Origin of the sequence: Sphingorhabdus rigui (assembly GCF_014196595.1) — a bacterium.
GTDB classification, from domain to species: domain Bacteria; phylum Pseudomonadota; class Alphaproteobacteria; order Sphingomonadales; family Sphingomonadaceae; genus Sphingorhabdus_B; species Sphingorhabdus_B rigui.
The window spans coordinates 18,558-32,463 of record NZ_JACIEA010000004.1 but is presented as its reverse complement, the minus strand read 5'-3'; the positions used below and the strand labels follow the sequence as shown (position 1 = coordinate 32,463).

At 45.1% G+C, this 13,906-nt stretch carries 12 protein-coding genes and 1 pseudogene; 1 reads left to right on the top strand and 12 read right to left on the bottom strand.

Annotation, left to right across the window (positions count from 1 at the left end; all coding sequences use genetic code 11):
- Positions 1-57 precede the first annotated feature (57 nt).
- A pseudogene (locus GGR91_RS11675) lies at positions 58-932 on the top strand (IS3 family transposase); the annotation flags it as partial.
- Between the two features lie 132 nt (positions 933-1,064).
- On the opposite strand, the gene GGR91_RS11165 reads toward GGR91_RS11675, so the two are convergent.
- The 12 genes from GGR91_RS11165 to GGR91_RS11110 all read right to left on the bottom strand — a co-directional run bounded on the left by GGR91_RS11165 (position 1,065) and on the right by GGR91_RS11110 (position 13,861).
- Positions 1,065-2,402 carry a hypothetical protein gene (locus tag GGR91_RS11165; RefSeq protein WP_183942305.1) on the bottom strand — a complete coding sequence of 446 codons (1,338 nt, stop codon included), beginning with the start codon at positions 2,400-2,402 and terminating at the stop codon, positions 1,065-1,067.
- Entirely contained in the window at positions 2,399-3,364 is a 966-nt protein-coding gene (locus GGR91_RS11160; protein ID WP_183942304.1) for a glycosyltransferase, read from the bottom strand. Before GGR91_RS11160 ends, GGR91_RS11165 begins: the two co-directional genes overlap by 4 nt.
- Before the next feature lie 74 nt (positions 3,365-3,438).
- Positions 3,439-4,221, bottom strand: coding sequence for a glycosyltransferase (locus GGR91_RS11155; RefSeq protein WP_183942303.1), 783 nt, complete (start codon positions 4,219-4,221; stop codon positions 3,439-3,441).
- Between the two features lie 26 nt (positions 4,222-4,247).
- Positions 4,248-5,513 carry a hypothetical protein gene (locus GGR91_RS11150; RefSeq protein WP_183942302.1) on the bottom strand — a complete coding sequence of 422 codons (1,266 nt, stop codon included), beginning with the start codon at positions 5,511-5,513 and terminating at the stop codon, positions 4,248-4,250.
- Complete coding sequence (locus GGR91_RS11145; RefSeq protein WP_183942301.1) at positions 5,506-6,756, bottom strand: glycosyltransferase family 4 protein; 1,251 nt, start codon at positions 6,754-6,756, stop codon at positions 5,506-5,508. The genes GGR91_RS11150 and GGR91_RS11145 overlap by 8 nt, the downstream gene beginning before the upstream one ends.
- A complete protein-coding gene (locus GGR91_RS11140) occupies positions 6,738-7,673 on the bottom strand; it encodes a glycosyltransferase family 2 protein (protein WP_183942300.1) in 936 nt (311 codons plus the stop codon). The genes GGR91_RS11145 and GGR91_RS11140 overlap by 19 nt, the downstream gene beginning before the upstream one ends.
- Before the next feature lies 1 nt (position 7,674).
- The gene (locus GGR91_RS11135; RefSeq protein WP_183942299.1) at positions 7,675-8,538 is read right to left on the bottom strand and encodes an alpha-1,2-fucosyltransferase; all 864 of its coding nucleotides are present in this window, start codon (positions 8,536-8,538) and stop codon (positions 7,675-7,677) included.
- Positions 8,539-8,662: 124 nt separating this feature from the next.
- Positions 8,663-9,337: a class I SAM-dependent methyltransferase gene (locus tag GGR91_RS11130; RefSeq protein ID WP_183942298.1), complete on the bottom strand. Its 675-nt coding sequence runs from the start codon at positions 9,335-9,337 to the stop codon at positions 8,663-8,665.
- A gap of 27 nt (positions 9,338-9,364) precedes the next feature.
- The gene (locus tag GGR91_RS11125; protein ID WP_183942297.1) at positions 9,365-10,663 is read right to left on the bottom strand and encodes a lipopolysaccharide biosynthesis protein; all 1,299 of its coding nucleotides are present in this window, start codon (positions 10,661-10,663) and stop codon (positions 9,365-9,367) included.
- Positions 10,664-10,717: 54 nt separating this feature from the next.
- Complete coding sequence (locus GGR91_RS11120) at positions 10,718-11,698, bottom strand: UDP-glucuronic acid decarboxylase family protein (protein WP_183942296.1); 981 nt, start codon at positions 11,696-11,698, stop codon at positions 10,718-10,720.
- A 51-nt stretch (positions 11,699-11,749) separates the two neighbouring features.
- Positions 11,750-12,880, bottom strand: a complete 1,131-nt coding sequence (gene gmd / locus GGR91_RS11115; protein WP_183942295.1) for a GDP-mannose 4,6-dehydratase — start codon at positions 12,878-12,880, stop codon at positions 11,750-11,752.
- A gap of 3 nt (positions 12,881-12,883) precedes the next feature.
- Positions 12,884-13,861 carry a GDP-L-fucose synthase family protein gene (locus tag GGR91_RS11110; RefSeq protein ID WP_183942294.1) on the bottom strand — a complete coding sequence of 326 codons (978 nt, stop codon included), beginning with the start codon at positions 13,859-13,861 and terminating at the stop codon, positions 12,884-12,886.
- Between the last annotated feature and the right edge of the window lie 45 nt (positions 13,862-13,906).

The window sequence follows — 13,906 nt, the reverse complement described above, 5'->3', positions numbered from 1 at the left end:
CATTTTGTGAGAAAAATCTCGGTTAGGTTTGGCATTTTTCAGCCAGGAAATTTTGGCATGAAGAAGAGTAGGTTCAGCGAACAGCAAATAGCGTTCATATTGAAGCAGGAAGAGAATGTTCGTCTCAAGCGATTGGTGGCGAACCTCAGTCTGGACAAGGAGATGCTGCAGGATGTCATCAAACGAAAGCTGTAAAGCCTGATCGGGCCCGTGAACTGGTTGGCTATTTGCAGTCCAGTTACGGGGTCAGTGTGCGGCAGGCCTTTGATGCGTTCCCTTCAAGCAGGGCAACCATTCGTTATAAGTCTCGCCGTCCCGATCAGGCCAGTCTCCAAATGCAGATAAATGAGTTGGCGGCAACGCGGGTACGCTATGGCTATCGGCGTATCCACGTGTTGCTGCAGCGGGAGGGTTGGCAAATAAATCACAAGCGAGCGCGTCGGATATACCGGGAGTTGGGCCTGCAACTTCGCAACAAGACGCCGAAGCGGAAAGTGAAAGCGAAACTGCGCGAGGACCGCGTACAGCCAACTGCACCCAATGAATGCTGGTCAATGGACTTTCTGTCCGATCAGCTGTTCGATGGCCGCAAGGTCAGAGTTTTATCCATTGTTGATAACTTCCTCGGCTATCGCCTGCACTGGATGTCCGGCACAGTTACAAGGGGAGTGATGTTGTCAATGCGCTTGAGCGTATTGCAGGGCAATATGGCCGCCCACAGCGGATCAGAATAATGGTCCCGAGTTCATCCCGAGTTCATATCGAAGGACCTTGATCTGTGGGCCTATCAGCATGGTGTCGCGCTGGACTTCAGCCGCCCTGGCAAGTCCACGGACAATGCGTTCGTTGAGAGCTATCATGGCCGTGTCCGGGCAGAATGCCTGAATGCAAACTGGTTCTTGAGCTTGGCCGACGCACAGGCTAAATGTGATTCATGCCTGCCCTGATGCAAAAAGAACCGGTCTTTCTCATAAAGACTGGACCAAAGTTGGGGTCAAGCTCAACAGCGCTGAGGCTCTAATCGTAACTGGATGATAGTTGGGGGTCACGTCATAAGCGTTCAACTATTGCAAACTGCCTTTTTTAACCATCCTATCCTGTATCTCGAAGTACGTAGAGACGCAATTGTAAAGATTAGACACATGCGCTCTATCTGCAGGTGCAAATTTGGCGATTTCTTCAGTAAAGTATGAAAATCCTAAGCTATCGTGCATGCCATTTTTTACGGCAACAAAAGAAACCATGTCATATAAAAAAATCTTTTCCTTATTTAATATTATATAGGTGTCTTGGATTATTTCTTTTGGATAGGTTAGTGAAACGAACAGGCTATCTGCTCTTTTTTCCACTTCATTAAATAATGGCGTTCCATCATCTACCATTATCTGTGATAATGAATCGGCCATACGGTCTACGGCTTTGGGATCATAACCAACATGCACAACAAAATCACGTGTCATTAGGGGCGTGACACTAACGAACGGCTGCCCCAAAAGTCTCAAAAAATGATCGTGATCGTTTAAGCGATAATAGAATTTACTCTGCTTATACGGCCGTTGAGTTAGGCCTGTGGCAATAATAATTTCACGATCAGTGTTTTTGAGAGCGTCAGACAATATGCTTTCGTATGCTGCAACCATATCCTTCACGGGGTCGTGCGTGCTGTGGCAATACCATCCTGGGTTAGAAAACCCGTCTGAATTTGCATGTGGCGAGTTATGGAAATAGTGGTGCTGAATGTGCGCGCCTGCATTGAAAAAAACAACCGCAAAGTCAGGATTATGTTTCTTCATCAAATGCAAATTTAGATCCGACAAGAACAGATCTAAAAATAATGACTTATACCAAGATTTTGAGACTGATTTTACAAAAAAACCTATATAATTTATATAGTTACTTAATCTTGCAAACTTCATAAGTGCAAATAGTAGAATTACCAATGTGGCAAAGCCGAGGCGCGCCGACGCGTTATCGTTGACGGCCTGCGAAATGGCACCTGAAATTTTGGAATGCCACCATGATTTATCGGCAGGCGTTTCTGTCCAGGGGTCGGGAATGAAATATCTTGGATTAACTAAGTTATTTTTCGTATTCATCGGTGAAATTGCGCCGACGGTATATCCAGCAGATTCTACGTGTTCAAAGATTTGAAGATGGTCACTCTTTACGATATCTCCCAGTCTAAAAACGCCATGCTCCTTGTAAGTTTTACCAGTATGAGCTGAAACCCATTGAATCCACGGTTCTAAATGGTTGTACTCATTCTCCGAGCTAGTTTGCCGGCTCTGCCATGAAAATATTCGCTGAAATGTTGGAAACAGATCCGGCTGTGCACGAACGTATTTTTTCACTACGTCGAAATTGAGCTCGTTTAGTTCAATAAGTAATAGTTTTCTGGTCATGTTTGCTGCTCATAGGCGTCAAAATTTTTCAAATCTTCGCACATTACCAATTGCCTCAAAATAGTCTCTATCGATGTGGCAATATGAGAATATCCAAACCTCTCCCGGCATGCGTCTTTGCGAAAGTTGGGGTTAAATCGAAAATATTTCTCAGGTGAGTCGATGATGGTTTGCAATACAGACGATAGCATTGCTGTTTCAGTAAAAATAATACCATCCATGCCCTCAAAAGCTAAATGGCCTGGCACCGGGCTAAGAACTGCTAAGCAGCCGGTGTCCATGGCATCCAACACCGCAAACGGCAAACCCTCTCGGATGGACATGGACACTACTACGTCGATATCGTGTAACACTGACCGTACATCTTGAATAAAACCCACATGTTCTATGCGCCCTCCTGAGCTTATAATTTGCTCGCCAAGCCATGTCGAATCGATGCCGTCACTATTTCCAAAATCGATATCTCCAATCAGCGTTAACCGGCAACCATTAAGGCCCGCAACCGCACTTATTAATTGATCTACTGCTTTTGATTTCAACAAGCGCCCTACGTAAGCGATACGCAAGGGCCTTCTGGGCCTTGCTGACAAAATGTGCCCCGAAAACTGATAGCCCTCCCCATTGATCAGGTGCGCTTGAGTTGAAAATAATTCAGAAAGATAGCGTTGGTCGTCGGAGTTTAACGAGATTATACTCTGGCCGCGATAACATAGCCGCAAAGCTATACGCACTAGCTTGGAAACAGCACCTCCTGCTTGCAACAAGCGTCCGAGACCAGTGAAAATCAACACATCATTCGATCTGCCCAAACCTATGGTTAATAGGACTTCAGAGGTACCGAATATTAAGCGGTGACAGTTGCGTCGACAGTAAAACCGATAAATGTAGCGGATCAGCGCAGACCAACCAAAGCCGCGACATTCCGAAACTGCCGTGCCGCCGATTGTATCAATCGCAGTCAACCAGCTTCCCCTGAACAATCTGTGGGTACGAGCATCCCGGGAAAATAGAGCGTATGAGGGCATTTTCGAGCCAGTCAATTTTTATGCTTAAGTGTTATCGACTTTGTTACTGCTTTTGCGCCAGAAACTATTAAGCCGGTAAAATTAAACAAGTTTGGCCTAATCAAGAATTCGCGGACCCAATGACCCACAACTTCGGCATAGCCACGTCTCGTCCCACTTGCCTGACTACCGTGTACACGATAGCGCAACAGTGGCTCAGGAATATTCCTAACTTCTACTCCTGCATTTAATGCTCTTAGCCACAGGTCATAGTCTTCAGAAACCATCCCCCCGAGGTACCCGCGCATTTGCCTCCAAAACGACCGCCGAAAAGCAACCGTCGGATGGCATATTTGGTTGCTATAGGGAAACGCCCGCATAATTGCTTTCGTCGATGTGTGCGGAGTAAATGCACCTGTTTCTGCTCCGTTATCGTCAATAATAGTAGCCCAAGAGCCCCAAACATCTACTTCTGGATTATCAGAAATATACTGCGAGACGCGCTCAAGGCGGTGGAGTTCGCTAATATCATCGGCATCCATGCGAATAACCCATTCCGTTCGGGCGTGATCCATGAGTAAATTAAGGTTATAGGAAAGCTGGGGAACTTCCGAGCGGATGATGCGAACCCTTTTATCATGTTGCGCATATTTTTCTAACTCAACTATCAAGTCATCGGAACAGGCGTTGGCTGATATAAGAAATAAAAATGATGAGTGAGTTTGAGACAGAATACTCTCAATTGCAGCGTGTAAAAATACGGAGGTGCTGTTGACGCAGAATATAATAGTAAAAATGCGTGCTCTTTCTTCCATTAGATTCTACCCTAATCGTGGTCAAGTTAATCAAACCAGACAAAAGCGGGCTTTTCGATTTGCTCTATAGCTTCTGCGCCCTGTGTCCGTCCGGCAAGTCCATAGAGCATTATCACCGATATGATAAGTACAAGCGTAGCTGCAAAGAGCCGCCTTCGCATTCGAGCCGGCAAACACAATGTAGCGCACAAACCAAGTGGTATTGCTGGCATTAAGTATCTGGGCTGAACAAATTGTGATACTGAAACTGAAAATAAGCATGTTAAAAAAAACAGAAAAATTGGCCCGCCGTAACGCAGATCAATTTTATTCCAAACAAATAAAATTGAAGAAGAAAAAATTGAAATTATTATAAAAATACCTGAAATCCAGTATGAAAAACCCAAAATATTCCAGTATCCATAATTTGTAATGAAATTAGGGAAAATGCCCAGAACTAAAGCATTGTAAATTATCCGAATAAAATATAATACAAATCCACCGACTGTGCTTGAAGGATTGAGGCTCAACCCTGCGGCAAGCGACCCAATTGCGGTCCCCTGATCAAAACCGCTTTCTGTCACCGCAAGATTTCGGGCCAATGTATCAGAGTAATCTACTAAAATTCCAAAAGTAGTGGAGACGAATGCTCCAAATGCAAGCATCGAAATAGGAACTCTGCGGCTCGCATTACCCCAAATTAGACAAAAAACTGTTGTCATGAGAAGAATGAAACCAAATCCGTCACGCACAAAATAGGCAAAAAATGACAACAAAAATGCCAATGGCCATTTTAGTTTATGAGGGCTAATCAATATTGAAATCCAAATTAGAGAAATAAGTGTAAGAGGTATTTCTTTATTAGGACCAACAGAAGCTAAAACTACATATGGATTGAGGTACACAAAAAATACTGACCAGCTACTTATCTCCATTCTAGGGGATAAATATTTTAAAAATATAAATCCAGATAATAGCATTAATAAATTATTAACAAACCATGAAAGTGACGGATCAAATAGCCAAGTCCATCCATAAATAAAACTTACACCTGGAAAAGTCGGGTCATATGGAGATATCCCATATAATCTCCACAGGTTATCGAACGTTTTGGTCATATTGACTACATCAGGTATAAACATCCCTCTAGCCAAAGCTTGTTCGAAATTAGCTGCCTGTTGAAGTGCTACCCACAGAGTGATTGCGGTAAACAATCCATGCACAATAAAAAGTTTGCTAAACGTCCGATTAATTGTAGCTTCTGTCGGATGGCGGTCATGTAACCCGTCGAAGTTTTGGTAGGGCTTATGCAACTGACGAGCCTTTCATTATAACCCAATACTTTGTAGCTATCTGTGCCCACGTCAAACCGCTGTCAGTAAAGCGCTGGAACATTTCATCCATTGGTATCTTGGTCAGTGAATTGCATGCGTTCTCAAGCTGCCGTGCCAGCAGAGTATCATCGACTGCGACCACGTCCATTTCAACGCGTGTTTCTCCACACACTACGGTTCCTAATCCGGTCCAATCGGCAATTTCCTTGGCGTTGCCAACGTCGTTAGAAATAAACGGGGTGCCTGCAGCGGCTGACTCGAACAAAACCAACGGAGAATATTCTACATGCGATCCAAAAACAAACAGATCGGCTTCTCTATACAACGACACTAGCTGTCCGCGTTCTAGGTCCACCAGTTTTATCGACTTCTGCTGAGCTCCTATCGTAGCCATCATATTGAAAAATTTAATAGTAATTGACAGTGGGAGATAGCCTCTTGCTGCGTCGCGTATAGACCGAACGATCTTTCGAAGTAAAAATTCCCTGGGCCGGTTTCCGTTGATTACCAAACAGCTTGGCCTGTCAATTATTGCGCGCCGGTAGGCCTTAATGACCTCCCAATGCCCCTTTGGAATAATTAACGTACCCACGGTTAACAGCAACATGGTGTCATTTGGCAGACCTAATCCAGCGCCTGCTGCAGGCACATTGTCACTGAAAAATTCGCGCTCATCTACGCCATTGGGCACCACATGCAATTGGTCCAAGCCATGCTGCCTAGCGAATTGAATATCGTGGTATGTGTTTGAATAAAATATCAAAGCATCGAACTTTTTCAGCCAATTCGGCATCTCTGCATAATATTCAGTATATTTGGGATCGTGCAATGCGGAGAAACCGCAGGGTATAAAAGTTTTTCGGGCACGCAAATCATTAAGGACGTTTACGCAAGCATCAAAAGACCATTGCTGCGCAGCCTTTATCAAAATGGCATCAAAATCTGACTCGCGTAAAAACTTCTGATACTTTCCTATGTCTCCAGTCATCCCCTTCACCGCGTTTCCGCTTATATCGAAGCTAACAACTCGGACACCATTCCGTATTACGTCAAAGGCCCGATCAGGATGTTGGCTTGTTGCGACCGTGACCTGATGCCCCATAGCCGCCAGTCGCTCTGCTATTTGACGCATCACCTCTTGAACGCCACCAATGCTAGGCGGATATTGTTCGCAGCATAACAATATGTTTTGCGGCTGATGCACTAGGTCCTCGCCTGCCATATGGTGCGCAATATTTTGGCTTGCGCCTTAAACCACCTGGTCGGCTCCAGCCAAAGCGAGACCCCCGCAAAATACTGACGCGCGTTTGGCAGACGAATTGCAGCAGCGTAGCTGCCGAGAAGATAGTTGAAATTACTTTCAGCTGTATTTTTGTAACGCTGCGGCAACAGCTCAAGTTGTTTCTTAAAAAGATTTTCCTGCTTTTTCATTTGTTTTTCATTAAATGTACTGATCTGATCGTCACCGATCCAGTAGGCTCCTAGCCGAGTTGGTATAAACTTAAGCCTCGCGCCGGCCATGCATATCCGAAGCCACGCATCAAAATCCTCAACCGAGGCTAGATCACTGCTTTCGTCAAAGCCCCCGATATCAATCAATGATTTACGCCGAACAATGCAAGCCGACGTCGGAATAGGATTACCCGATCGCACCATTTGGAGTAGCGGATCCGAACCGTGCAGAGCGCTGCCGATTATTCCACTTTTGCTCTTTCGATTCAGAGTATTGTGTTCAGGCCGTACTTCTTGCAGTTGATGATACACCAAGTCGTATTCGCTTCGCAGTGCTTCGCGGATAAGTGCCATGCGATCCGGGAACCACCAGTCGTCGGAGTCGAGAAAGCTGACCCAAATCGCTTGAGATCTCGCGACCCCCTGATTGCGGGGACGGGCAGGCCCTCCCGAATTTTCGATGCGTATTAGCTCTAGGTTAAGACGGTCACTAAATTGCTGCGTGACCGCAGAAATATCTTCGCTTGAGCCATCGTCACATACGATAACACCGAAACACGGATCCGATTGGCATGCTAACGAGTTGAGAGCACGAGCAAGCTCCGCTGAGCGGTTAAACACCGGGATGATAACATCTACAGAAGGCAAAAGCCGGCGCTCATTCATATCCGTTGGATCGTTTACCATTCTATATTCGTATCCAGTCAGCGGGTAGTAGGTCGGGGGTAGGTCTCCCGCCGGCGAACCAGTTGTCGGGCGCAACAACTAGGTTGTCGCTTTGGTCCGATAGCCAAGCACCCCACCAGCTGAAGCTACTATTAGCAATAATATGATATTTACATTTCGACATAAGCCGAAGATCTTGAAACGCTGAATCGGCGTTATTGTGACGTACGTAATGCGTAGTGTGAGGAAAACGAAGATTTTCAGATGTCCAGTCAGGATCGTCGGAAAATACGAAAAAAACGGGGTCTGCTATTCGGCCCACGACATGCTCCAGCGCTTTTTGGTAATAATCTAGGGAGCATGTTCCGTGGTAAGTTGACGCGGATTGGAGCGAAACATAGTCACCGCGCCGGACGTGCACCGATACTGCGTTGGACTGGCTGATCAGCTCTAAAACCTCAAGATCGGCGTCGGATGGACTGATTGAGGGGACAAGTTCTGTCAGAAGCTGTGGTCGGATATCTCGAAAATAGTCCTCGCTCTGCCAAAAGCCATACAAATAACTGTTAATAGGGGCACCCATAACCGACAGATTAACCCCATATCCATTTTCGCGGAATAGCTTTAATGGCAAAAATGGCTGAACCAAGTGTCCGAAGCGGCTCCGGTAAAAACGCCACTGCTGCTGCTCCGCAAGGGATGCCATTCGCATGTCGACCGCAAATTTTTGTAATTCCATTGGCCTTGGCGTTTCATTGGGTCGACAATTGTCAAACCAATAGGGGTCAACAACTAGTTCGGCCCGGTGCAGCAACGCCAGGCGCCGTGCTGCTGCATACTGGAATAGCTGGTTCCCCAGACCGCCTTGGGCGTGAAAAGCGATCAAGCTGCCACCCTCCTTATGGTATGAAAGCAGCAATAGCCGTAACGCTGCGTATCAGCCGCCATCGGAACGGCGTTTCTGGAGAGCCCTTTAGCCGCCCAATCATCCGGAATAAGAGCAATAACAATCATTGTTTAAACCTACGAAAAACTCTCTCGACGTATCTAACTGCGCGCCGTTCAAAACTAACCCCGCTAGCAGTCCATTTTAGATCTAGGCCCGAAAAATTGCTTTGCCGATTCACAGCAAATGGCTCGTGAAATTCGATCCCCTGAGCATAATTCTTAAGATTATTTCTAACAATGTCATCCCATCCGCTTCTCAAACTGTCACGATTCATAGCGGTGATGGTCGAAAACATTTCGATACCAGTGTCATTCTTGCTTACATAATTTAGTGAGTTTTGAACCTCATCATACCAAACAAAATTTAAGTGGACGTCAAAATCAAACATTAACTCATACGAGGGAAGCGGAAATTCGATGTAGCCACGACCGCCACCAACCCTAAAAACTTCGCGGATGAATTTTTCCGGGTTCGGCACGTGTTCTATGACATGGGACGCAATAACGTAATCAAATGTATTGTCATCAAAAGGAAAGGATTCTCCATTGTAGAAAACTAAACGAGGGTCCTTAAGGGCATTGCTTGCATCGGCGCCACCTCGCTGCCTAACTAGCTCAGCTTGTGAAAACTCATATTCGAGCAGCGTGTCTGATCGGGGGTGAGGGGTCATGCCAGGACCCACTTCCAAAACTCTATCGTTTTTACGAATTGATTTGATCAACGACGGAAAAAACATGGCCCTATAACCTCTTTTTCTGAAAATCTAATTTCTTGATTGTCGATATCTAGAATTAAACTGCATTAACAACCAAATAAGGCCACAAATTAACTGCGAAGTTGTCAAAACTAGCCAAATATAGCCACCTAATAAAACACCTAAATTTTCATCAGCAAAAATTATGAATACAAGTGTCGTGCCTGTGGAAAAAATATTTATCGCCAAGACAATTTTATCTTTGCTTGAAGCAATAATTATTTGATATAATACGGAATAAATAGAGTTTAAGCCAATAGATATCATTAATATCTTTAGTACTGGTTTACCAGCGTCGCGAAGATCGTTATTATTTAGCCAAATATCTAGTATAAGATCGCAATAAGTGTATACTATGAAACACGGCAATAAGCCAAATACCAAGCAACCAGATATTATTATTAGGAACTGGCTTGCTGTAGGGAAGGTATTTTCTTTTACGTTTTTTACGAGATTAGGAAAATTAGCTTTCATCCAAGGAGATTGTAATTGCAAGACAGCTGCCGCGACCGAAAACATAACTGCGTAGATACCAAGTTCTTTTACAGAAAGTGTCGCGCTTAAAACTATCCTATCTAACTGGCTTGCAGATAGCCCAATAATAATACTAACGGAAAGTATCAATACTTCTTTTAAAAAATGGTTTAATTTCAATTTTTCATTGAAAACCGCGGTCTCGGCATGGCTGCCAGCATCGTCTCGTAAAACTCGCTCCAAAATCTGAAAATTCGCCGCTAATTCCAAAAATGCCACTGCGGCGAATATGAGGGTATAAAGCCAAGGGGCCGATTGAATGAAAAATAGAACACTTATTGCAACGACGTGTTTTATGGTGCCGAAAAGGCAGGTGCGCGCATTAACCGCCACCTGCTGAGCCATTCCGAACCAAAATCCGATATATAAGCTATTTATAAACTGAAAAAAAAGTTGAAAAGCAAATATTCGTATAGCTAATTCAAGAGCTTCTGCTTCAGCTAATGAGGTGACAAACCAATCGTGAGCGAGATAACTGGCACTTGATTGAAGAAGTATAAATATGAATAAAGCTAATACGAAAAAAATACGTCTGAAAAGAATTAAGTAGCTTCTTAAAAGTTTAATGTTTCCCGCTGCCGTTGCTACCCACCGAGGTACAATCTGACTGAAACCAGCATCAACGAAATTTGCGATTATCTGCAAGCTGACGCATGCCGCAACGATTCCCCGTTCGGACACTCCCAAAATTTTGATATAGAGTGGGATTGCTAAAATAGAGAGCAAGTTGAGCCACACCAACGCAAACATGCTTGATGTCGCGTTACGCACCATTCTACTGCTGTTCAGCCGAGAAAATAATAAATTCGGTCTCGCGATCACCAAAAGTTACCTAAAAGTCTGAAGTTTTGTCTCGAAATAATCTATTGTTTTTTTAAGACCTTCGCCCAATGCCATTGATGGCTCCCAGTCCAGCAAAGTCTTGGCTAGAGTAATGTCTGGTTGTCGTTGTTTGGGGTCATCAGCCGGTAGAGGTTGAAATATCATTTTCGATTTCGAACCCGTCAGTTCCAGCACCTGCTCTGCCAGTTGAACCATGGTGAATTCAACCGGATTTCCCAGATTGATTGGTCCGGGAAACGAAAGTGTTTGTTCCGCCTTTGGGGCTAAAGCCATAAAACGCAAAAATCCGTCAATCAAATCGTCAACATAACAAAAACTACGAGTTTGAAGTCCGTCTCCGTATAATGTTATGTCTTCACCCTTTAGCGCCTGGACAATGAAGTTGCTCACAACACGACCATCGTTGGGGTGCATGCGTGGGCCATAGGTGTTAAAAATTCGAGCGACCCTTATGTCGATCTGGTATTGCCTATGATAGTCGAAGAATAATGTTTCCGCACAGCGCTTACCTTCATCATAACAACTTCTTGGCCCGATTGGATTGACGTTGCCCCAGTAGCTTTCTTGCTGAGGATGAACAGACGGGTCTCCATATACCTCGCTTGTGCTAGCTTGAAATATGGGGGCGCCCAATCGTTTTGCCAATCCAAGCATATTGATCGCTCCGTGCACGCTTGTCTTCGTCGTCTGTACAGGATCGTGCTGGTAGTGAATTGGACTCGCAGGACAGGCGAGATTGAAAATTTCATCAACTTCTACGTACAATGGAAACGTAATATCATGCCGTAGAAATTCAAATTGCGGATGACCGATGAGATGCGCAATATTGCTTTTGCTTCCAGTGAACAAATTGTCGACACAAACCACTTCATTTCCGCGTTCTATCAGTCTGTCAATGAGGTGTGATCCCAAAAAACCTGCGCCGCCCGTAACAAGAACTCGCTTGCTTTCACTGTAGTCTCTCATGAATTACTTCCCATCGGATTCAGATTTTATAATATTAGTTATATACCTAATTCATTCCTGCGGCACGGAAACATCAAAGCCGTGACTTCGCAGCAAAGAACTTCGTTTGGCTATAGCCAAGTCGGACCTCACCATTTCTGTACACATTTCACGCGCAGAAATTTCTGGTTCCCAACCCAGGTTTGCGTTCGCTTTGGTTGGGTCGCCAAGTAATGTTTCGACTTCTGTTGGCCGGAAATAGCGGGGGTCAACGCGCGCGATAACCGCGCCTGGGCGCACTGCGGGCGCACTGTCTCCCGTGACTGAGACTACAATTGCGGTTTCATTAATCCCGCTACCTTCAAAACGAAGAGTAATCCCCAAGTCGGCCGCAGTCCACTCGACGAATTGCCGAACACTGAATTGTTCGCCTGTGGCGATAACGAAATCGTCGGGTTGTTCCTGCTGCAACATCAGCCACTGCATGCGAACATAATCTTTTGCATGGCCCCAGTCTCGCAATGCATCCATGTTACCCAGATGCAGGCAATCTTCAAGTCCTTGCGCGATGTTTGAAAGCGCCCGAGTGATTTTGCGGGTCACAAAAGTTTCGCCTCTGCGAGGGCTCTCGTGATTGAAGAGGATGCCATTGCATGCGTAGAGCCCGTAAGCTTCTCGATAATTGACTACGATCCAATACGCGTAGAGTTTCGCAACAGCGTAGGGGCTGCGGGGGTAAAACGGCGTTACTTCTCGTTGAGGCGTTTCGTGAACCATCCCATACAGCTCAGAGGTGGACGCTTGATAGAAACGTGTTTTCTTTTCCAAACCCAAGATTCTGATCGCCTCAAGCAGACGCAGCGTGCCCAGAGCGTCTACATCCGCAGTATATTCTGGACTATCAAAACTGACTGCAACGTGGCTCTGCGCGCCTAAATTGTAAATCTCATCTGGTTGGGTCTGCTGGACAATCCGTATAAGATTACTAGTATCCGTTAAGTCACCATAGTGGAGAACGAAGTTCCGATGATCCAAATGAGGGTCTTGATAAATATGATCTATTCGTTCTGTATTGAAAGAGCTACTGCGGCGCTTTATGCCGTGAACTATATATCCCTTTTGTAATAAAAACTCTGCTAAGTATGAGCCATCTTGTCCAGTAATACCTGTAATAAGCGCTACTTTTTTGATGTTTTTTTCCATTATTTAAGCTCTATAGTCGTTTTTTAAGAAGTCTGCATAAGCATCTTGAAGGCCAGCGTGCAACCCAATTTTAGGCTGCCAGCCCATCGACCGTATTAAACTGCTTTCCATCAGTTTTCGTGGCGCGCCGTCCGGCATACTATCGTCGAACTCAATGCTCCCTGCAAAACCAGTTACATTTTTTATTTCTGCCGCAAGGTCAGCTATACTTATATCTTCATCAAATCCAACATTAAGGTGGCTACACTGATGCGTGACTTTTTCATAAAATGTATCGCGAGGTAATTCCATAACGTGGAGGGCTGCTGATGCCAAGTCGTCAACATGTAAAAACTCTCGCTTAGCCTTGCCGGTGCCCCAGACTGATACCGAAGGCAATCTAGCCTCTTTTGCTTCATGAAACCGCCGTATTAGACCGGGTATGACATGGGAATTCTCGGCATGGTAGTTATCACCAGGCCCGTAAAGATTTGTAGGCATTAGACTCCGGTAATCGATCCCATGTGATTGACCGTATTGCCGAGTTAGACTTTCGCATAATTTTATGCCGGCAATTTTCGCAACTGCATAAGGTTCGTTGGTCGCCTCCAGCGCACCGGACAATAACGCTGATTCAAGCATGGGTTGAGGGGCCAACTTTGGATAAATGCAACTGGATCCCAGAAATAAAAGCTGTGGCACGTCGAACTTGAAAGCCGCACCTATGACGTTGGTTTGTATCATTAAATTTTCAAAAATAAAATCACCGGGATAATGATTATTTGCGTATATCCCGCCAACTTTTGCCGCAGCGAGATACACTTGATCGGGCCGCTCGCGCTCAAAAAACGATTGAACCTTGTGTTGATCACATAGGTCAAGCTCGCGCCGGGTTCTCGTCACGATATCAGCTTCACGGTAACCGGCTGCAAGTAGAGATCGATATATCGAAGAACCGACCATCCCACCATGACCAGCTACAAAAATCTTTTTATCCTTCATTATTACAGTACTTTCGCAAGCTGCCAGTACTGCAGTAAAATTATA

What these genes read in the sequence shown, in the direction of transcription:
- GGR91_RS11165 (WP_183942305.1), bottom strand. Translation starts at nt 2,402, where the DNA reads ATGACCAGAAAACTATTACTTATTGAACTAAACGAGCTCAATTTCGAC.
- GGR91_RS11155 (WP_183942303.1), bottom strand. Translation starts at nt 4,221, where the DNA reads ATGGAAGAAAGAGCACGCATTTTTACTATTATATTCTGCGTCAACAGC.
- GGR91_RS11145 (WP_183942301.1), bottom strand. Translation starts at nt 6,756, where the DNA reads ATGGCAGGCGAGGACCTAGTGCATCAGCCGCAAAACATATTGTTATGC.
- GGR91_RS11140 (WP_183942300.1), bottom strand. Translation starts at nt 7,673, where the DNA reads ATGGTAAACGATCCAACGGATATGAATGAGCGCCGGCTTTTGCCTTCT.
- GGR91_RS11130 (WP_183942298.1), bottom strand. Translation starts at nt 9,337, where the DNA reads ATGTTTTTTCCGTCGTTGATCAAATCAATTCGTAAAAACGATAGAGTT.
- GGR91_RS11125 (WP_183942297.1), bottom strand. Translation starts at nt 10,663, where the DNA reads ATGGTGCGTAACGCGACATCAAGCATGTTTGCGTTGGTGTGGCTCAAC.
- GGR91_RS11120 (WP_183942296.1), bottom strand. Translation starts at nt 11,698, where the DNA reads ATGAGAGACTACAGTGAAAGCAAGCGAGTTCTTGTTACGGGCGGCGCA.
- gmd (WP_183942295.1), bottom strand. Translation starts at nt 12,880, where the DNA reads ATGGAAAAAAACATCAAAAAAGTAGCGCTTATTACAGGTATTACTGGA.
- GGR91_RS11110 (WP_183942294.1), bottom strand. Translation starts at nt 13,861, where the DNA reads ATGAAGGATAAAAAGATTTTTGTAGCTGGTCATGGTGGGATGGTCGGT.